18 protein-coding genes and 1 tRNA gene are annotated in these 18664 nt (G+C 71.1%); 4 read left to right on the top strand and 15 right to left on the bottom strand.

The annotated features are described in order from the left end of the window. Positions 1-24: 24 nt before the first annotated feature. The 5 genes from QMG73_RS18295 to QMG73_RS18275 form a co-directional block, all read right to left on the bottom strand. Positions 25-345: a type II toxin-antitoxin system PemK/MazF family toxin gene (locus QMG73_RS18295; protein ID WP_281897156.1), complete on the bottom strand. Its 321-nt coding sequence runs from the start codon at positions 343-345 to the stop codon at positions 25-27. Further along, positions 345-665, bottom strand: coding sequence for a hypothetical protein (locus QMG73_RS18290; RefSeq protein ID WP_281897153.1), 321 nt, complete (start codon positions 663-665; stop codon positions 345-347). The genes QMG73_RS18295 and QMG73_RS18290 overlap by 1 nt, the downstream gene beginning before the upstream one ends. Before the next feature lie 68 nt (positions 666-733). Further along, positions 734-1282: a type 1 glutamine amidotransferase domain-containing protein gene (locus QMG73_RS18285; RefSeq protein WP_281897151.1), complete on the bottom strand. Its 549-nt coding sequence runs from the start codon at positions 1280-1282 to the stop codon at positions 734-736. A gap of 57 nt (positions 1283-1339) precedes the next feature. Beyond that, entirely contained in the window at positions 1340-1828 is a 489-nt protein-coding gene (locus QMG73_RS18280) for a DUF2231 domain-containing protein (protein ID WP_281897149.1), read from the bottom strand. Positions 1829-1960: 132 nt separating this feature from the next. Then, positions 1961-2037, bottom strand: a tRNA-Thr gene (locus QMG73_RS18275). A gap of 97 nt (positions 2038-2134) precedes the next feature. Here QMG73_RS18275 and QMG73_RS18270 point away from each other — a divergent pair. Further along, positions 2135-3859, top strand: a complete 1725-nt coding sequence (locus QMG73_RS18270; protein ID WP_281897148.1) for a metallophosphoesterase family protein — start codon at positions 2135-2137, stop codon at positions 3857-3859. 12 nt (positions 3860-3871) lie between these two features. Here QMG73_RS18270 and QMG73_RS18265 read toward each other — a convergent pair whose 3' ends face one another. Then, entirely contained in the window at positions 3872-4711 is an 840-nt protein-coding gene (locus tag QMG73_RS18265) for a PSP1 domain-containing protein (protein WP_281897146.1), read from the bottom strand. A gap of 128 nt (positions 4712-4839) precedes the next feature. Between QMG73_RS18265 and QMG73_RS18260 the strand changes: the two genes are divergently transcribed. Then, complete coding sequence (locus QMG73_RS18260; RefSeq protein ID WP_281897144.1) at positions 4840-6180, top strand: hypothetical protein; 1341 nt, start codon at positions 4840-4842, stop codon at positions 6178-6180. 217 nt (positions 6181-6397) lie between these two features. Here QMG73_RS18260 and QMG73_RS18255 read toward each other — a convergent pair whose 3' ends face one another. Genes QMG73_RS18255 through tmk form a run of 5 tightly spaced genes read right to left on the bottom strand, consistent with a single transcriptional unit; the run spans position 6398 to position 10974 of the window. Continuing rightward, positions 6398-7027 carry a hypothetical protein gene (locus QMG73_RS18255; protein WP_281897141.1) on the bottom strand — a complete coding sequence of 210 codons (630 nt, stop codon included), beginning with the start codon at positions 7025-7027 and terminating at the stop codon, positions 6398-6400. Then, positions 7027-7332 carry a hypothetical protein gene (locus QMG73_RS18250; protein ID WP_281897139.1) on the bottom strand — a complete coding sequence of 102 codons (306 nt, stop codon included), beginning with the start codon at positions 7330-7332 and terminating at the stop codon, positions 7027-7029. The genes QMG73_RS18255 and QMG73_RS18250 overlap by 1 nt, the downstream gene beginning before the upstream one ends. A 13-nt stretch (positions 7333-7345) precedes the next feature. Beyond that, positions 7346-7672 (bottom strand): YbaB/EbfC family nucleoid-associated protein, encoded by a 327-nt coding sequence (locus QMG73_RS18245; RefSeq protein WP_407676820.1) that lies wholly within the window; start codon positions 7670-7672, stop codon positions 7346-7348. A 60-nt stretch (positions 7673-7732) separates the two neighbouring features. Continuing rightward, entirely contained in the window at positions 7733-8917 is a 1185-nt protein-coding gene (locus QMG73_RS18240; protein ID WP_281897137.1) for a DNA polymerase III subunit delta', read from the bottom strand. Next, a complete protein-coding gene (tmk, locus tag QMG73_RS18235) occupies positions 8914-10974 on the bottom strand; it encodes a dTMP kinase (protein ID WP_281897336.1) in 2061 nt (686 codons plus the stop codon). The genes QMG73_RS18240 and tmk overlap by 4 nt, the downstream gene beginning before the upstream one ends. Positions 10975-11189: 215 nt before the next feature. On the opposite strand from tmk, the gene QMG73_RS18230 reads away from it, so the two are divergent. Further along, entirely contained in the window at positions 11190-12392 is a 1203-nt protein-coding gene (locus tag QMG73_RS18230) for an amino acid deaminase/aldolase (protein WP_281897135.1), read from the top strand. On the opposite strand, the gene QMG73_RS18225 is transcribed toward QMG73_RS18230, so the two are convergent. Beyond that, positions 12387-13025 carry a TetR family transcriptional regulator gene (locus tag QMG73_RS18225; RefSeq protein WP_281897134.1) on the bottom strand — a complete coding sequence of 213 codons (639 nt, stop codon included), beginning with the start codon at positions 13023-13025 and terminating at the stop codon, positions 12387-12389. The two genes, QMG73_RS18230 and QMG73_RS18225, sit on opposite strands and share 6 nt — an antisense overlap. Before the next feature lie 83 nt (positions 13026-13108). On the opposite strand from QMG73_RS18225, the gene QMG73_RS18220 reads away from it, so the two are divergent. Then, the gene (locus QMG73_RS18220) at positions 13109-14443 is read left to right on the top strand and encodes a D-arabinono-1,4-lactone oxidase (RefSeq protein WP_407676819.1); all 1335 of its coding nucleotides are present in this window, start codon (positions 13109-13111) and stop codon (positions 14441-14443) included. A 7-nt stretch (positions 14444-14450) separates the two neighbouring features. Here the strand turns inward: QMG73_RS18220 and topA are convergent, their stop codons facing one another. The 3 genes from topA to QMG73_RS18205 all read right to left on the bottom strand — a co-directional run bounded on the left by topA (position 14451) and on the right by QMG73_RS18205 (position 18597). Next, positions 14451-17273, bottom strand: a complete 2823-nt coding sequence (gene topA / locus QMG73_RS18215) for a type I DNA topoisomerase (RefSeq protein ID WP_281897129.1) — start codon at positions 17271-17273, stop codon at positions 14451-14453. 197 nt (positions 17274-17470) lie between these two features. After that, complete coding sequence (locus tag QMG73_RS18210) at positions 17471-18076, bottom strand: hypothetical protein (protein ID WP_281897127.1); 606 nt, start codon at positions 18074-18076, stop codon at positions 17471-17473. Further along, positions 18067-18597, bottom strand: coding sequence for a hypothetical protein (locus tag QMG73_RS18205; RefSeq protein WP_407676818.1), 531 nt, complete (start codon positions 18595-18597; stop codon positions 18067-18069). Before QMG73_RS18205 ends, QMG73_RS18210 begins: the two co-directional genes overlap by 10 nt. Positions 18598-18664: the final 67 nt, after the last annotated feature.

Raw genomic sequence — 18664 nt, 5'->3', positions numbered from 1 at the left:
GCGTCCTCAAATAGCGCTGCGTCCTCAAATAGCGATGCCTAGCGCCACCCGCAGGGCGGCGTTGACCGCCAGCATCGTGCGGCCCGACAGGGCACCGGCGGCCTCGACGATCTCGTCGCGATAGACCGGCCCGAGGTCGTCGCAGACCACGTAGCCCACGAGCGGGTCGTCCTGGCTCAGCGGCACCACGGTGGGCATGCCGGCGTGCCGGTCGGTCGTGGTGATCCGGACCGCCAGGACGCTCTGCAGATGCTTGTTGCGACGGTTGTTGGAGACGACGAGCCACGGCTTGCGACCGATGCCGCCGACCTCAGCCCAGTAGACCTGGCCGCGCGCGGGATCCATCAACGGACCGCGTCTTCAACGGCCCAGCGCTCGGCCTCCTTGCCCACCCAACGGTCGCGGGCTGCCCGCCGCGGCGGGTCGGTGTCGACATACCACTCCGCCATCCGCGTGTAGCCGATGTCGAGCGCGCGCTCATGCAGCGCCTCACCCGCGACCTGGAGAAGCGTGCGGATGCGGCCGCCCTCGCTGCGAAGCACATCAACCGACTCGCCATGCGCCATGACCCACTCCTCCAGCAGCCGTCGCAGAGCCGTCTCGGCTCCGCTCTCCTCGACCACCCGCTCGGCTTCGCCGTCGAGGGTCACAGTGGTCCGCTTCACGCACATCAGCCTACGCATCAATCCTAGATGCGTCTACCTTCATCGGATTCGTCATCACTAAATGAGGGTCAGTGCTTGCCCTCGGCGATCTCCTCGACCATCTTCGAGCAGAACGCCGGCAGGTCATCGGGCTTGCGGCTGGAGACGAGCCCGTCGTCCACGTACACCTGTTCGTCGACCCACGTGGCGCCCGCGTTCGCGAGATCCGTCCGCAGGCTCGGCCACGATGTCAGCGTTCGCCCCTCCACGACGCCCGCCTCGATCAGCGTCCACGGCCCGTGGCAGATCACCGCGACCGGCTTGCGCGCCTCGAAGAACGCCCGCACGAACCGCACCGCGTCCGGGTCGGTGCGCAACTGGTCCGGGTTCGCCACCCCGCCCGGGAGCACCAGGGCGTCGTAGTCGTCCGGGTTCGCGTCGGCCACCGTGCGGTCGACCGGGTACGTCTTCGACTTGTCGAGATGCTGGAACGCCTGGATCTCGCCCGGCTTGATCGAGATCAGCTCGGGCTGGCCGCCGGCTCCTTCGACCGCCTCACGGGGCTTGGTGTACTCGTCCTCTTCCACGCCGTCCGTGGCCAGGAACGCGACCCGCTTGCCGTCCAGTGTCGTCGCCATCGGTGCGACCTCCTTCCGTCCCCGTCGTGGTGCCCGGGGCGCGGAAGGACAAACCCGTCACGGAGTCTGGCTCTCACCGAGCGCTTCGAAGGCGTCGAACTCGGGCTCGGTCTCGGCCACGACGCCGATCCGGAACTGGCGCACCAGCGTGGCGCCCAGCCACGCCCCGTATCCGCCCGCCGCCAAGGCGAGCAGTTCGAGCAGGAACGCGGCGGCTCCCGGGGCCCGGGTCTGGGTCTCCACCCGCACCATGCACACCAGCGCGTACAGCGCCACCATCACGAGGTTGACCAGCAGGTACGCCACCGACCGGCGCTTGCCGGCCCCGCCGGGCACATCCCAGAGGTCGACCATGCCGGCCCCCGCGGCGAGCACCGCCGCGAAGAGTCCGGCCACGATGGTCCAATATCCGACCTGACCGAGGAACGCGAGCCCGCCGATCACCGCGCCGAAGTCGAACAACGCGGCGCACACGAACAGCCCCAACGGCAGCGTCATCAACATCGGGTGCACCGGGTGTCCGGAAATCTTGAGCCGAGTCTCCATGGTGATTCGCTCCCTGCCTGGCCCGCTGGCAGGGTCAGCGGTACCCGGGTCGCTATCAACCAAACATACGCCGGGCGCGACGAGAGTCACGGAAAGCGATCAAGGCCCCGGAAACTGGGGCCTTGATCGGTATGGAGCCGCCTGACGGAATCGAACCGTCGACCTACGCATTACGAGTGCGTCGCTCTGACCGACTGAGCTAAGGCGGCAACGATCGTCAAGTGTACGGCACCCACCGTCCCCCGATCGAATCGGTTGCCCGCCCGGCCCGACAAATTGACAGCGGTCGCGACTACGCTGCCTCCCGTGACGGAAGACCTCGCCGCTCCGGTCGAAGCCGCACCCACCACCCGACCGCGCCCGCGCACCCTCGACCCGCTGGAGCTCGGCTTCACGCCCCGGCCACCCGTGCCCTGGCTCGCCCCGCTCCTGCTGTTGAGCACCGGGCTGCGCACGCTGCTGGCGATCCTCTTCGGGGCGTACCTGGACAAGCGCGAGCTGCAAAACGCCCTCCCGGGCAACGTCCACAAGGTCACGGGCACCGGCGACGAGGTCTGGCTCGACTACGTGGCCGACCTGGGCGACGGGTTCAACGCCACCTACTCGATCGCTTACCTGCTGGCACAGCGCGAGCTCGACGTCGACGGGCACCGGTTGCCGCGCGGCGACATCCTCGTCATGGGCGGCGACCAGGTCTACCCGACGGCGAGCGGCGCGGCATACGAAGACCGCTGCAAGGGGCCTTACCAGGCGGCGCTGCCGTGCCCGCCGGCGTCGGGGCCGCGACCGACGCTCTTCGCCGTCGCGGGCAACCACGACTGGTACGACGGGCTGACGGCGTTCCTGCGGCTCTTCGCCCGCCGCAAGGACGGCGCCATCGGCGGCTGGCAGACCGCGCAGCACCGGTCGTACTTCGCCACCGAGCTGCCCGGCGACTGGTGGCTGTACGGGATCGACGAGCAGTTCGGGGCGTACCTCGACGACCCACAGTTGATCTACTTCGAGCAGGCGGCGACACAGCTCCGGCCCGACCACCGGGTGATCCTGGTCGTGCCGGCGCCCGCGTGGGTCAAGGCCGTCGACAACCCTGAGGCATACGACGCGGTCGACTACTTCATCCGTACCGTCATCGCGCCGACCGGTGCCCAGGTGCGGCTGATCGTGGCGGGCGACCTGCACCACTACGCCCGCTACGAGGGAGCCGATCGGCAGCTCGTCACGTGTGGCGGGGGCGGTGCGTACCTGTACCCGACGCACAAGCTGCCCGGCGAGATCACGGTGCCGCCGCCAGACACCAAGGCCCGCCGCTCCAGCCGCAGCCGGCCGTACCGCCTCGCTGGCCGCTACCCGGACGCGGCGCGCTCCAGCCGGTACGGGTGGGGGATCTTCCAGCGGCTGCCGTTCCGCAACCCGGGCTTCTCCGTGATGCTCGGCATCCTGCACTCGATGCTGATGCTGGCGATGACCGGCGTGGCGTACCGCAGCGGCGCCCTCGAAGAGCGCCTCTTCAGCATCCCGCTGGCGCTCGTGCTGGTGCTCGTCATGGCGGGGTCGATCCTTTTCGCCAAGCCACCCGCGGCGGGCGGCAGACGGTCCACACGGCACTGGCTGCTCGGCGTCACGCACGGGTTCGCGCACATCGGCCTCGGCGCGGCGGGCACCTGGCTGTGGTTCCAGCTCCCGTTCGTCGACTGGCCCTGGCCGATGCCGGTGGTCGCCGCGCTGGTGGTCTACGGGCCGATCGTGGGGTTCGTGGCGAGTGAGCTGGTCGCGGCCTACCTGGTCGCCGCCGGCGCCATGGGCGTCAACCTCAACGAGCTCTTCGCCGGCCAGGGCATCGAAGACTCCAAGGCGTTCCTGCGGGTGCACGTCGGCGCCGATCGCACGGTCACGATCTACCCGGTGGCGGTTGACCGCATCTGCCGTTCGTGGCGCCCCAACCCGGATGGCCCCGCCGACTCGTCCTGGCTGGAGCCGAAGGAAGACCTGCGCGTGCGGCTCGCCGAGGAGCCGATCACGATCACGCCGTAGCAGCGCTCAGGCCTAGGTGTAGCGCTCCTCGTGTGCCTGGCGCGGGCCGCAGACCGACGCGCGGCTGCATGAGCAGCGCGAGCCGTCGGCGTCCATGCGCACGACCACGGAGTCGCGGGGCACGCTGTGGCCGACCACCCGTCCATCGCCCTCGGGCGTCGAGACGCGGGTGCCGATCGCGGGCGCCGATGCCTGGAACTTCTGGTAGAGCGGGTGCTCGTACTTCAAACAGCACATCAGCCGGCCGCACGCGCCGGAGATGCGCAGGGGGTTCAGCGGCAGGTCCTGGTCTTTGGCCATCCGGATGGTGACCGGCTCGAAGTCGGTGAGAAACGTCGCGCAGCACAGGTCACGCCCGCACGAGCCGATCCCGCCCTGCACCCGCGCGGAATCGCGAGCCGACAGCTGGCGCAGCTCCACCCGGCAGCGCAGCGTGGCACCCAGGTCGCGCACCAGCGACCGGAAGTCGACCCGGTGCGGCGCGGTGAAGTAGATCGTGGTGCGCGCGCCGCTGGTGCCGCCGCCGCCCTCCTGCACGTGGTCGATCGCGACGACCTTCATCGGCAGGCCGTGCTCGCGGATGAGCCGCTTGGCGGCCACCTTCGCCTCGGCCTTGCGCTTGCGCAGGGTTTCGTCTCGGCGCAGGTCCTTGTCGGTGGCCATGCCAGCCAGACGCGGAAAGCCCGCCGTTTCCTCGTCGACCCATTGGGCGGCCCACACGCACTCCGCGACCTCGGGACCGTCGTCGGTCGGCACCAGCACATGGTCGCCGACGTTGGGACGGAGGTCACCGGGGTCGAGGTAGTACAGGCGGCCGTACCGGTTGAAGCTGACCGCGCACAGCATCCCCATGCACCACACCCTACGACGCGCCAGCGGTTTGCCAGAAGGCGAGCCTTTCGGATATTCCGGCCGGTACGTACGAATAGGACAGGTCTACGTCCCGCAACACCCCTCGTCGGGCCTTCGTTGGGTCGCACATGCCGCTGGTCAAAATCGCCGCCGCTGTCGCTGTCGTAGGCGCCGTAGCCGTCGGGCCCGCGCCGGTCATGGCGGGCAAACCGTGCACGCTGCCGTACGCGGCGGGCGCCGGTGCCGAACTCGTCCGGCTCGACGCGCTCGACCTGCGCCCGCTGGGCCTGCCGACCGGGCCGGTCGCGGTCGTCCGGCTCGCGTCCGCCCGCTCCGGGATGGCAGCCAACAGCCGTGTCAACGCGGCGGCGTCCGCCCGGTACCTCGACGCGAAGCTGCTCGGGATACCGCTGCCGGCCGGGCCGCTCTCGACATCGGTGTACCAGGAAGCGCCGCCCCGTAACCCGAAGCCGGCCAAGGCGCATGCTCCCCGCAAGGACCTCGGTCTCGTCGAGGCTGGCGCCGGCAACCTGATCGCGCACGCCCGCGGCGCGTCATGCCACCCGCGGAGGGACGATGTGACGTCGTCGAGCACCCAGGTCGCGGGTGCGGACATCCTGCCGGGGCCGGGCGGCACCGCGTTGGTGCGCCTGCCCGCCAGCCTGCGCGGTCGCACCAGTACCGGCCTTGTCGAGCGGGACGGTGCCGTCCAGTCCACCGCGACCGCCGCGGCCGCGCTCGCCGATTTCCGCCTCTTCGCCGGCACGCCCACGGAGATCGCGATCAAGGTGATCAAGCCGCCCACGCTCACCGTGTCCACCGGCGGAACAGCGGCCACGACGGGCGTCCGGTATGCCTCGCCGCTGCTGGAGGTCTCCGGTCCCGGGGTGCCACCGCGCCGCATCGACGCCCCCGGTGAGACGGTCGACCTGGTACTGCCCCGCACGGCCGGCGGTGCCGAGGCGGCGCGAGCGGACGCCAAGGCGCGGCGACTGCCGCTCGTGGCCGGTGACCCGCTCGCCGAGACGCTGGGCGCGCTGCATCCGGAGCGGCTGCGGGGCGCCAGCGGAGGCGCGGAGGCCGGCCCCCTGACCCTGCCCGCCCTTTCCGGCCTGCCCAACCCCGGCGAACTCGTCGCGGGTGAGGCACTGCCGCCGCTCGGTGGGGATGCTTCGCTGGTCCGGATCTCGCTCGGCGACGCGCGGACCGAGATCGCCGACCGGTCGGTGCGAGCACGCGTCGCGTCGATCCGGATCCAGGTGGCCGCCGGGGCCAGCATCGCGGACATCGCCATCGGTGACCTGGATGCCGGCGCGTTCGCACCGGCTCCGGCTCGCGAGCCTGTGCTGCCGGGCGGCGGTGGACTGCCGATCACCGGACGGAATGTGGGGATCGTGGCCGCCGCGGGCGCACTCCTCCTGACCGCCGGTAGCGCCCTGATCGTGACGGCCCGCCGCCGCCACGGGTAGATCGGGGGTCGTGGGCTGGCCCAATCGGGTTGGGCCAGCCCACGGTTCGGACCATTCACGATCGCACTTACGGATGAATCATGGAACCGGCCCACGACAAACGCCACCTATGGGCGTTGAGTGGGATGTCCACAGACCTGCGGGGGGTGCAGGAAAGAGCCACGGCGCCGCGCCACTCTGTTTGAGCGCGGCGCCGTCGGCATCTCATCGGGCCTGGTCAGAGCCCTATTCGCGTGGTCAAGTCGATCGACGGCGCACCTGCCTCGGGCGGCCGGTAGGGCAGCTCGGCCAGCTCTACCTCCCAGTCACGCATCAATGCCTCAAGCCGGTCGTATGCCTCGTCGACGGCCACGAGCACCTCGGCCGCGATCTCCGCCGCCGCGATGGCCGACTCGGGACTCACCGGCTCGGTCGACACGGTGACCGCCTCGGCCGAGGCGAGCAACGGCACCAGCGCCGCGGCCACCGCGCCCCGGCTCTCCCGCACCCACCCGGCGACCGCCTCCCCGTATGCCTCGGTGGTCGACAGCTTGGCGGTCAGCCCGTCGAGGTGCCCGGACAGGGCAGCCTGGTGGGTCGCGAAGACCTCCGCACCCGCGCCCTCCCACGAGCCGCGCACCGAGATGGCGGTGCGCGTGTCCGCGTACACCTCAAGAAGGCTGTGGAAGGACGGCCGTGCCGGGCGCAGCGAGAGCACCGCCGTCAACGCCGCGCCGGGTAGTGCGCCGACGCGGCGCAGCAGCGGCCAGATCCGATGATCGGCGGGTGCGCCGGCGTGCGCGAGCACGCCGTCTACGCGGTCGAGCAGCCCGGCGGCCGCCGGTGCCACCTGGTCGAGCGCGTCCATCAGGGCACCTCCGGCTGGCGGCGGCGGGCCTCCTCGTCGATGCCGGCGTAGTCGGCGGCGACGACGCGCAGCGTGCCGGCCGCGTCAGCGATGCGCCCGCCGGTAGCCGCGGCCTCCCGCGCCCGGGCGGCCAGCGCGCCGACCCACTGGCTGTGCAGCGCGCGGCCCAGCTCACCGAGGCGACCGGGCGCTCCGGCGGCCACCGAGTCGGGTGGCGGCTCCAGGCCCGCCAGCCGGCCGCTGGCGGCGGTGAGCGACTCGGCGGCGGCGTCGAAACGGCCGGCTAGTTCGCGCAAAGCCTCCACGACCGACCTCCCCTCATGCCTCACCAAGGCGCCGGTAATCGGCGAACATCTCGGCGTGCAGCTTGTCGCGGGCCCAGCGCGCCGCGTCGGCGGCGGCCGTCACGGCGGCGTGAATCGATCGGGACAGCTCGGCGTTGCGGCGGCCGTCAAGGTCGCCGACGACGCGCACGTCGGTGATGTCGCCGCTCGCGGTCACGATGATCTCGACGAGGCCGTCGGGCGAGCGCACGGTCACCTCAAGCGCCCGCGCCGCCTTGTCGAACTCGGCACGCAGGGACTCGATGCGCCGGTAACGCTCGACCGCCTCTTCGATCCAGGCTTCGTCGATCTCCCGCGCCATCATCAGACCGTACCGGTCTCACCACTCTTCGCGCTGCCCCGCACAACCCCGCAGGGAAGGTCAGCCGCGCCACAGGGAGAGCATCATGGCCTCCACCGCGATGCGGGGCTTGACGTTCGCCTCGATGGCGTCGCGGCACGCGAGCACGGCCTCCAGCCGCCGCAGCGTACTCTCGGGTGTCCACTTCTCGGCCGCCGCCGACGCCAACTGCTCGGTGTCGGCGTGCACGACCGCGACCGGCGCGCGCATCTTCAGGGTCAGCACGTCGCGGTAGAAGCCCGCGAGGTCGACCAGCGCCCGGTCGAGCGAGTCACGCTGGGCCCGGGTCGCGCGCGACTTCTGGCGCCGCTCCAGGTCTTTGAGCTGCCCCGCCGCGCCCCGCACGGCGCTCGCGGCACCCCTGCCGGTGCCGCCGGCGCCGAGGGCGGTCTCCAGCGCGGCGCGTTCGGTGGCGTCGGTCTCGGCGACCGCCGCTTCGGCCTCGGCTTCGGCCGCCTCGATGAGAGCGGACGCCGCGTCGAAGCACGCGCCCACGCCGGTCAGGCGCCGCGGCACGGCGAGCACCGCCTCGCGGCGCTTGCGCGCCTCCGGGTCGCGGGCGAGCCGGCGTGCCCGGCCGACGTGCCCTTGCGCGGCCGACGCGACCCACTGGGCCACATCGGGCGAGACGCCGTCGCGACTGGCGAGCACGCTGGCGATGGCGGACGCCGGTGGCTGGCGCAGCGGTATCACGCGGCAGCGCGAACGGATCGTGACGGAGATGTCGTCGGGGTGGGTCGACGGCGTGCACAGGAGGAAGACGGTGCGCGGTGGCGGCTCTTCGATGGCCTTGAGCAGCGCGTTTCCGGCGGCTTCGGTGAGCCGGTCGGCGTCTTCGATCACCAGTACCTGCCAGCGCCCGCCCGACGGCGCGCTGGCGGCCCGCAGCACGAGCGCGCGCATCTCGCCGACGCCGATGGAGAGCCCCTCGGGCACGACGAACCGCACGTCGGCGTGGGTGCCGGTGAGAGTCGTGTGGCAGCCGTGGCAGTCGCCGCAGCCGACCCCGGTGGCGCACTGGAGGGCGGCGGCAAACGCCCGCGCGGCGACCGAGCGCCCGGATCCCGGCGGCCCGGTGAAGATCCACGCGTGCGTCATGCCCTGTCCGGGCGAGCCGTCGATGATGTGAGCGGCGGCGGCTGCCGCGTGGCGCAGCACGTCTACGGCCTCGTCCTGGCCCACCAGATCAGCAAAGACGGGACTCACGGCCGGTCGGCCTCCGCGAACGTGTTGAGCGCGTCGGCCACCTCTTCGGCCGGCGGGGGCGGCGGGGGATCGGGGAGGATGTCGCCGACCCGGTCGTGTACCAGGGCGGCGATCTCGCCGGTCGGCTGGGTCGCGTCGACGACCAGGTAGCGCTTCGGGTCGGCGTCGGCAAGATCGAGGAAGGCGTACCGCACGCGGTCGTGGAAGGACACCGACTCGCTCTCCAGCCGGTCGGCGCCCGCACCCCGGGCCGCCACCCGCTCGAGCCCGGCACGCGGGTCGATGTCGAGCAGTACCACCAGGTCGGGCTTGAGGCCGCCGGTCGCCCAGGAGGACAGCCACGACACCTCTTCGACCGGCAGTGTGCGACCGGCTCCCTGGTATGCCAGGGACGAGTCGACGTACCTGTCGCTGATCACCACCGCGCCTCGCCCGAGAGCGGGCCGGACGACGGTGGCCACGTGGTCGGCGCGGTCTGCGGCGTACAGGAGGGCCTCGGCACGCGGTGCGAGCCCGGCGCCGCTGTGCCGGCCGAGGACCAGGCTGCGGATGCGCTGCCCGACGTCTGTGGCCCCCGGCTCGCGGGTCACCACGACGTCGTGACCGTCGCGGCGCAGCGCATCGGCCAGCGCGGTGACCTGGGTGGACTTGCCGGCGCCCTCGCCGCCCTCGAAGACGACGAAGACACCCCGCGGCACGAACTTCTCGCCCGCCGACAGCGGCCGGCCGCGGATGGAGCCCCAGAGGTCGGGCAGTACCGGTACGCCCGGCTTGTCGTCCATCTGGCGGAACGCGCTGATGCCCGTGAAGATCCCGAACAGGCCGGCGGCGAGCAGCAGCAGCCGGGTCGACGAGATGGAGATGCCCAGGTCGGCGATGGTGAGCTGGCGCGAGCCGCCGAGGCCCACCAGGCTCGACGAGAGCGCGATGGCGAGCATGAGCACGACCCGCACGGCGGTCTGCACGAAAGCGAAGACCCGGCCGCGCACGTCGTCGCCGACCTCGCCGCCGAGCAGTGTCACGCCCGACAGGAACGCCATGCCCGCCCCGGCGCCGACGAGCAGCGCACCGAGAAGGGCCATGGTCAGGTGGATCGACGCGGCCAGTACCAGCACCGAGGCGCCCGCCAGCACGATGCTCATGCCGAACCAGCGCCGGCGGGACAGGTCGCGGACCACCGCTGGGCCGACCGCGATGCCGACGCCCAGCCCGACGAAGAGGGTGCCAAAGAGCAGGTAGAACGCGGCGTCACCGGCGTTGAGCGACTTGGCGAAGAACTGCGCGGTGCCGATGACGATGCCGCCGCCAGCGAACGCGCCGAGGATGCCGAACACCAGCCCGCGCACCAGAGGCGTCTTGCCGACGTACTTCCAGCCCTCGACGAACTGCCGCAACATGCTCTGGTGCTCGGTGCGCGGCCCGACCGCCCGGCCGCTGATCTCCTTGATGCCGACGAAGACCACCAGGGCCATCGCGAGGCGGGAGAGCGCGTTGAAGTACAGCGCCAGGTTGGAGGCTTCGGCCCACTCCGGCGGTGTGGTGCCGCCGGCACGGGTCACCCGGTCGAGGGCGGCGATGCTGAGGCCGGCGAGCACCGGCGTGATGCCGTACGTGGTGATCAGCGTGAGCTGGTTGGCAATCTCGAGCCGGGCCTTCGGGATCAGGTTGGGGACCGCGGCCTCCTTGGCCGGTATCCACATCAACGTGACCGTCTCGATGAGGAACGTCGCGATGGCCGCCCAGCCGATCGTGATCTCCGGGGCCTCCGTGAAGAGCGCCACCGCGGGGATCGACGCGAACAGCACGAACCGCAGCAGGTCGCAGATCACCATCGTGAGGCGCCGGTCGAAGCGGTCGGCCATCACACCGGCCACCGGACCGAGGACGAGGGCGGGCAGGAGCCGGACCGCGATCACCGAGCCGAACGCGAGGCCCTTTGCCGCGCTGCCGCTGACCTGTGCCGACGCGAACGTAGCGGTGGCCAGCAGGCCGAGCCAGTCGCCCAGGGACGCCACGCCGGTGACGACCCACAGCCGCCGGAACGGCCGGATGCGCATTACCGACCGTAGGGCCTTGAAGCCGGACAGGTCGACCTGTGTGGCGGACGCCTTCTTCTTGCGCGCGCCGCCACTCTCCGTACCGGAATCTGTGTCGATGGCCCCGCTCCTTCGCTGCCGGCTCACACTCTAAACGCGGTACCTGACGGGTTGACTCCTGCCACCATTACGCGAAGGTATTTCGCATTAGCGCCTACTCCCAGTAGCGTGCTGGTGTGACATCGGAACGCGCCGCCCTCCGCGACCGCCTCGATCGGGCGACCGCGCACCTCGATCCGCCGTTCGCGGTCATCGACCTGGACGCGTTCGACGCCAACGGGGCGGCCATCGCTCGCCGGGCCACCGGCAAGCCGGTGCGCGTGGCGAGCAAGTCCGTGCGGTGCCGCGCCATGCTCAGCCGGGCGCTCGCCCAGCCGGGCTGGCACGGGGTGATGACATTCACACTGGCAGAGGCCATCTGGCTGGTCCGCACCGGGGTTACCCGGGACGCCCTGGTGGCGTACCCGACAGCCGACCGCAGCGCCGTCGGCGAGCTGGCCAAGGACGACGAGTTGGCCGCGGCGGTCACCCTGATGGTCGACTCGCCCGCCCAGCTCGATCTGATCGACGCGGTGGTCGCCCCCGACCGGCGCGCCGAGATCCGTGTCTGCCTCGAGCTCGACGGTTCCTGGCGGCCGTTCGGCGTGCACGTCGGGGTGCGTCGGTCGCCCGTGCACACCGCCGCCGAGATCGGAGCGCTCGCCGCGCACGTGGCCGGGCGGCGCGGATTCCGGCTGGTGGGCCTGATGGCGTACGACGCGCAGATCGCGGGCCTTGGCGACGCACCGCACCGGCAGGCGGTACGCGGTGCGGCGATCCGCGCGATGCAGCGCCGCTCGTACCTCGACCTGCTGCGGCGGCGCGGCGCGGCCCTGGCAGCCGTACGCCAGCACGCCGACCTGGAGTTCTTCAACAGCGGCGGCACCGGCAGCGTCACCGCCACCGGCGCCGACCCGGCAGTGACCGAGGTGACCGCCGGCTCCGGTCTCTACGGGCCGGCCCTCTTCGACGAGTACCGGGTGTGGCGCCCCACACCGGCGGCGTTCTTCGCACTGTCGGTCGTACGCCGTCCGGCAGCCGGCATCGCGACGCTCGCCGGTGGTGGCTGGGTCGCGTCGGGCCCGCCCGTGCGTGGCCGCCAGCCATTGCCGTGGCTGCCCGAAGGGCTGCACCTGACCGGATCGGAGGGCGCCGGCGAGGTGCAGACCCCGGTGCGCGGTCGGGCAGCCGCCGACCTGAAGGTGGGCGACCGGGTGTGGCTACGCCACGCGAAAGCCGGCGAGGTATGCGAGCACGTCAACGAGCTGCACCTCGTGCGTGATGGCGAGGTCGTCGACACCGTCCCCACGTACCGTGGTGAGGCGCAGGCGTTCCTATGAGGGCGGGGTGTCGACGTGCCTGTGCAGGTACTCCCGGATCAGCGTCTTGGACTCGTGCAGCACCGCCGCGTCGCCGTCCAGGTCGCGCCGGAACGCCAGCTTGATCAGCGCGTCGGCCGCCTCGACGGCGATCTCCAGCGCGAACCGCAGCCGTGGCTCGTCGGTCACCCCGAACTGACCCACCAGCACCTGAGCCAGCCGCTCGGCGATCACGGCGTTGTTGTCACGCTCCTCGTCCAGCAGGTGGACGTCGACCACGTCGCCGAAGTGCAGCGTGCGGAACCCGGGCACCGTGCGGTGCATCGCGATGTACTCGTCGATCGCCGCGTCGACGCCGTCCCACCAGTGGTCGAACGACGCGTCAGCCCAACGGGTGGCGAGCCGCTCAAGGTACGCCTCCATGTTGCGGAGCGTGAGCGCTTGGACGATCGCGCGCTTGTCGGGGAAGAACTGGTAGACGGAGCCGATGGCGACCTCGGCACGCTCAGCGAGCAGCGTGGTGGTCAGACCCTCGTAACCCACCTCATCGACCAGCTCAGCGCATGCGTCGAGCATGCGCTGCACCCGTGCGACGCTGCGCCCCTGAACCGGTACCCGGCGCAGCGGCCCACTGGTGACGGCTGATGTCGACACTCGGCGCCACTCCCTTTCAACGGTGAGAACCTTACTCAAAATAACGAGCGAGGCGTTTACGCAGTGTCGCTGCGCTGATATGAATGTTACTCATATTTGTGAGGAGGGCCACACGCATGACGGAGACGGTCTGGCGGAACTGGGCCGGCAACCAGAGCGCGACTGCCGTCACGGCGTTACGCCCCACGAGCGCCGATGAGGTAGCGGCCGCCGTTCGCGAGGCCGCCGGCAGCGGACGCAGGGTCAAGCCGGTAGGCAGTGGTCACTCTTTCACCGATATCGCGGTGGCTGAAGACATCCGCCTGGACCTGTCTGACCTGCTCATCACACCATCGGTCGACGCCGCCGCCAAGCTGGTCACCGTGCCGGGTGGCATGCCGCTGCGGCAGCTCAACGCCCTGCTCGCCGGGCACGGGCTCGCGATGCCCAACCTCGGCGACATCGACGCGCAGACCGTCGCGGGCGCGATCTCCACCGGCACGCACGGCACCGGCGCCGGGTACGGCTGCCTGTCCACCTTCGTGGCCGGCCTCACCCTGGTCACCGGCACCGGGGAGATCCTGCGCTGCTCCCCCGACGAGCACCCCGATGTCTTCCAGGCCGCCCGGGTCGGCCTCGGCGCGCTCGGCGTGATCACCGAGATCACCCTGCGCTGCGTCGACGCGTTCGTGCTGCACGCCGACGAGCGCCCCATGCCGCTCGTCGACGTGCTCGCCGGGCTCGACGGGTTCGTCGCCGACAACGACCACTTCGAGTTCTTCTGGCTCCCGTACACCGGTCGCACGCTCACCAAGCGCAACAACCGCGTCGAGACCGACGACCGCCCGCTCTCGAAGCTGCGCGCTTGGTGGGACGACGACTTCCTGCAGAACACCGTGCTCGGCGCGCTGTGCCGGGTCGGTCGCGCGGCGCCCGCGCTGGCACCGGCCATCTCGCGCGCCGAGGCCCGCGTGCTGTCACCCCGCGTCTACACGGCCCGGTCCGACGCGGCCTTCGTGAGCCCGCGCCGGGTCCGTTTCACGGAGATGGAGTACGCCGTGCCGCGTGCCGCCCTCCCGGAGGCTTTCGCCGGGCTGCGCCGGGTCGTCGACACGCTCCCGTTCAAGGTGCTGGTGCCGGTGGAGGTACGGTTCACCGCCGCGGACGACATCTGGCTGTCGCACGGCTTCGAGCGCGACTCGGCGTACATCGCGATCCATCAGTTCGACGGCGCGGAGTACGAGCCGTTCTTCCGGGCGTTCGAGCAGGTGGCGCAGGGGCTCGGCGGCCGGCCCCACTGGGGCAAGCTGCACTACCGCGACGCGGAGTCACTCCGGCCGGAGTACCCGAGATTCGACGACTTCCTGGCGGTCCGCGACCGCCTGGACCCGGACCGCCTCTTCCAGAACCCCTACACCAGCCGCGTCCTCGGCCCGTAGAACCCGACTACTCCGCGGACCCCGTGGCCTTGCGGGCGGTCGCCTTCTTCGGGGCCGCCTTCTTGGCCGCGGTGGTCTTCTTCGCCGCCGTCGCCTTCTTGGCCGTGGTCTTCTTGGCCGCCGTCTTCTTCGCCGCGGCCTTCTTGGCCGGGGCCTCACCGTCGGCGGGAGCCGCCTTCTTGGCCGCCGCCTTCTTGCGCGGCTTCGCCGGGCCCCGGGCACGCCGGTCGGCCAGCATCTCCGACGCCTGCTCGATGGTCAGGTCTTCGGGCGTCTGGTCGCGGCGCAGCGACGCGTTGGTCTCGCCGTCCGTGACGTACGGCCCGAAGCGCCCGTTCTTGATCACGAGTGGCTTCTCGGTGAGCGGGTCGGTGCCCATCTCCCGCAGCGGCTCGGCGGCGGCCCGGCGCTGGCGCGTCTTCGGGGCGGCCAGCAGCGCCAGCGCCTCTTCCAGCGTGACGGTGAAGATCTTGTCTTCGGAGTCGAGGGACCGGTAGTCGTCGCCGCGCTTGACGTACGGGCCGTACCGGCCAGCGGCGGCGAGGATCTCCGCGCCACCGTCTGGGTCGACGCCGACGACACGGGGCAGCGTCAGCAGCTTGAGCGCCTCTTCCAGGGTCACCGAATCGGGTGACTGGGACCGGAGCAGTGAGGCGTTCCGGTCGCCGGTCGACACGTACGGGCCGAACCGGCCGGACTTGAGCACGACAGGCTCACCGGTTTCGGGGTGTTCACCCAGCTTGCGCTCGCCGCCACCGCCGAGGAACAGCTCGTTGACCTTGTCTGGGGTCAGCTCGTCGGGCGCCAGCCCTTCGGGGATGGAGACCCGGTCGTCGCCGTTTTCGCCCGAGTCCGAGGCGTCGGGCAGGGCGCGCTGCAGATACGGCCCGTACCGCCCGACGCGCACGACCACGTCGCGCCCCTCGTCGTCGCGGAAGAGCGGGATCGAGTTGACGCTGCGCGCGTCGATGTCGCCGAGGTTCTCGGTGACCATCTTCTTCAGGCCGCCCGAGCGGGCGATCGACTGGTCGTCGCCGGTGGGCGCGCCGAAGTAGAACGACGTCAGGAAGTCGATGGCGGCGCCCTCGCCAGCGGCGATCTCGTCGAGCTCGTTTTCCATCGCCGCGGTGAAGTTGTAGTCGACGAGGCGCGGGTAGTGCCGCTCCAGCAGCCCCACGACCGCGAACGCCAGGAAGCTCGGCACCAGCGCCTGACCACGCTTGGAGACGTAGCCACGCTCCTGGATGGTGGCCATGATCGACGCATAGGTCGACGGCCGCCCGATGCCCAGCTCTTCCATCTGCTTGACCAGCGACGCTTCGGTGTAGCGGGCCGGCGGCTGGGTGGTGTGCCCGACGGCGGCCAGCTCTTCGGCGGTCAGCGGCTGGTCCTTGACCAGGGTGGGCAGGCGCCGCTCCTGGTCCTCGGCCTCGGCGTTCTCGTCGTCGGAAGACTCGACGTAGGCACGCAGGAAGCCGGGGTCGGTGATGGTCTTGCCGGTGGCGCCGAAGTCGGCCTCTTCACCAGCGGTGGAGACGGCCCGGATGCGCACCGACACCGATGAGCCGACCGCGTCGGTCATCTGGGAGGCGATCGTGCGCCGCCAGATCAGCTCGTAGAGCTTGAACTGCTCGGCGGGGAGCTCGTTGGCGACCTCGCCCGGGGTGCGGAAGTTGTCGCCGGCGGGCCGGATCGCCTCGTGCGCCTCCTGCGCGTTCTTGGCCTTTCCTGTGTACCGGCGGGGCTGCGGCGGGACGCTGCTCTCGCCGTACAGCTCGGCGATCTGGCGGCGCGCAGCGGCCAGCGCGGTTTCCGACAGGTTCACCGAGTCGGTACGCATATAGGTGATATAGCCGTTTTCGTACAGCTTCTGCGCGATGCGCATCGTGTCCTTCGACGGCAACCGCAGCTTGCGGGCGGCCTCCTGCTGAAGGGTCGACGTGATGAACGGCGCATACGGCTTGCGGCGGTAGGGCTTCTCCTCGACGCGGGTCACAGTGAACGGCCGCCCGTCGAGGCGGGCGGCCAGGCCACGGGCGCCGTCGGCGTCCAGGTGGACGACCGCAGCCCCCGGCTTCACCTGCCCCGTGGTGGGCTCGAAGTCCTTGCCTGTGGCGATGCGGTCACCGTCGAGCGCGATCAGCGTCGCCCCGAACGTGCGCGCCCCCTCGACCTTGCCCTGAACGGCCAGCGTGGCGGCGATGTCCCAGTACTCCGCGGAGCGGAACGCCATCCGCTGGCGCTCGCGCTCCACCACGATGCGGGTGGCCACCGACTGCACCCGGCCGGCGGACAGGCCGGAGCGCACCTTCTTCCACAGGACCGGCGAGACCTCGTACCCGTACAGGCGGTCGAGGATGCGGCGGGCCTCCTGCGCGTCGACCAGGTCGCGGTCGATCTCGCGCGGGTTGGCGATGGCGGCCTGGATGGCCGGGCGGGTGATCTCGTGGAAGACCATCCGGCGCACCGGCACCTTGGGCTTCAAGATCTCCATCAGGTGCCAGGCGATGGCCTCGCCCTCGCGGTCCTCATCTGTGGCGAGGAAGATCTCGTCGACGTCCTTGACCAGTGATTTCAGCCTGGTGATCTGCTTACGCCGGTCAGGCGAGACCACGTAGAGCGCGGCAAACCCGTTGTCGACGTCGACACCGAGCCGCGCCCACGGCCGGTCCTTGTAGCCGGCAGGCACCTCGTCCGCGTTCTTCGGAAGATCGCGGACGTGCCCGATGCTGGCTTCCACGACGTATCCCGGACCGAGATAGCCCGAGATCGTCTTGGCCTTCGCCGGTGACTCGACGATGACCAGACGGCTGCTGGCGTTGCTCGGCACTTCTCTCCTGACCTTGACGAATAGTCTCCGCCCTCCGGTATCAGAACCGTGGGCCAGATGTCCAACGTAACTCGCCGTCCGCCCGACGGGTTGCGCGGACCAGACGGCGACACGGTACACCGAACTGCAATAGTGACGTCGAACACCGCACCGGGCAAACAGCCGCACTTCAGTGGCGTGCCTCAATCTGTCGTAGATCAGACAGGCCATTCGGCCTGCGGCGCTGGCGCCGGCCGGTCCCCCACGAGCTCCGCGAGGCGCGCCAGCCGCCGCCGGCCGGTTATGCGGTACGCCGGACCGCCCGCCCGCGGTCCCAACAGCGCGGCGGCCAGCCCCACCCCGGCGAGCGCGGCGCCCACCGCGTCCCAGCACGCCTCGTCGGCCTCGCCGAGCCGCAGCACGTACCCGGACGCGTCCGGACGCCCGGCGCCGACCACCCACATCCGCAGCCGTGGACCGCTCAGGAAGAACCCGGCCGGTGGGCGCTTGGCCCCCGTTCGCAGCCAGGCCGTGGCCAGCGGCGCCAGCGCCGACGTGTAGGCCGTACGCACCGCGAGGTGCCCCTCGGCCGTCGCGGCCTCCCAGGTGGCCGCCAGGCCGCGCAACGCCAGCTCCGCGGCCAGCACGTGTACTCGCCAGGCCCCGTCCACCACGACCGAGACGCGGGCGGTGCCGCCCATCCGGACCACCTCACCCGTACCGGCGAGAAGTCCCGCCAGATCGGCCGGGGTGGGGTCGTGGGCTTCCACCCCGAAGAGCGAGAGCTGCCGGGAGCCGTCGGACGCGCCGGGGCTCAGCGACACTCCGGGACCTCGTCGAAGGCCTTCTTCAGCTCGGGCGAGTCCAGCGAGCTGGTGTCGAGGGCGCTGCGGTTGTACTCGGTGTTCAAGGTGTTCATGACCGTCTCGACCCCGTCGTAGAACGGGTCGGCGTTGCCCGAGTCGAGCTGCTCGATGCCCTGCTTCGCCTTGCCGTACGCATCCCGCACCGCCGTCAGCGAGTCGACGAACCCGCCGGCAACCCGGTCACCGTCGTCGACGTCGGGGACGCCCGCCTGCTTGACCTGGCTGCGGGCCTTCTCGCTGGCCGCCTCGGCCCCGCCGAGCAGGCGTACCAGGTTCTCCTTGGCCTGCGCGGGGGTGGTCTTGGCGGTCATCTGCTGCTGCGTACTGCTGGTCAGATTGCTGATCTCGGCCCGCCACGGCCCGAGCGCCTGGCACACCGAGGCTGCCCACACCTGAGGCGTCGGCCCGCCCGCACAAGCCCCCAGCAGGAGCGCGAGCGCCATCGTGGCGGCCGCGAAAACGGCACGGGGCGTACGCATGCGTTGCAGCGTAGCGGTTTTGCAAGGTCACCTCGTCATCCGTTTTTGAACGGTAAGGGCCCCCTCC

This window comes from Phytohabitans aurantiacus, from assembly GCF_027923225.1.
In the GTDB taxonomy this organism is placed as follows: Bacteria; Actinomycetota; Actinomycetes; order Mycobacteriales; family Micromonosporaceae; genus Phytohabitans; species Phytohabitans aurantiacus.
Note: the sequence above shows the minus strand (reverse complement) of the source record. Positions and strands in the feature narration are given on the sequence as shown.

Bases quoted from the DNA above. Each gene is read 5' to 3' on its own strand.
- QMG73_RS18220 (WP_407676819.1), top strand. From the start codon at position 13,109: ATGTTACTCATATTTGTGAGGAGGGCCACACGCATGACGGAGACGGTC.
- QMG73_RS18265 (WP_281897146.1), bottom strand. From the start codon at position 4,711: ATGGGGATGCTGTGCGCGGTCAGCTTCAACCGGTACGGCCGCCTGTAC.
- QMG73_RS18245 (WP_407676820.1), bottom strand. From the start codon at position 7,672: ATGGCGCGGGAGATCGACGAAGCCTGGATCGAAGAGGCGGTCGAGCGT.
- QMG73_RS18205 (WP_407676818.1), bottom strand. From the start codon at position 18,597: ATGCGTACGCCCCGTGCCGTTTTCGCGGCCGCCACGATGGCGCTCGCG.
- QMG73_RS18295 (WP_281897156.1), bottom strand. From the start codon at position 345: ATGGATCCCGCGCGCGGCCAGGTCTACTGGGCTGAGGTCGGCGGCATC.
- QMG73_RS18260 (WP_281897144.1), top strand. From the start codon at position 4,840: ATGCCGCTGGTCAAAATCGCCGCCGCTGTCGCTGTCGTAGGCGCCGTA.
- tmk (WP_281897336.1), bottom strand. From the start codon at position 10,974: ATGCGCATCCGGCCGTTCCGGCGGCTGTGGGTCGTCACCGGCGTGGCG.
- QMG73_RS18285 (WP_281897151.1), bottom strand. From the start codon at position 1,282: ATGGCGACGACACTGGACGGCAAGCGGGTCGCGTTCCTGGCCACGGAC.
- QMG73_RS18255 (WP_281897141.1), bottom strand. From the start codon at position 7,027: ATGGACGCGCTCGACCAGGTGGCACCGGCGGCCGCCGGGCTGCTCGAC.
- QMG73_RS18280 (WP_281897149.1), bottom strand. From the start codon at position 1,828: ATGGAGACTCGGCTCAAGATTTCCGGACACCCGGTGCACCCGATGTTG.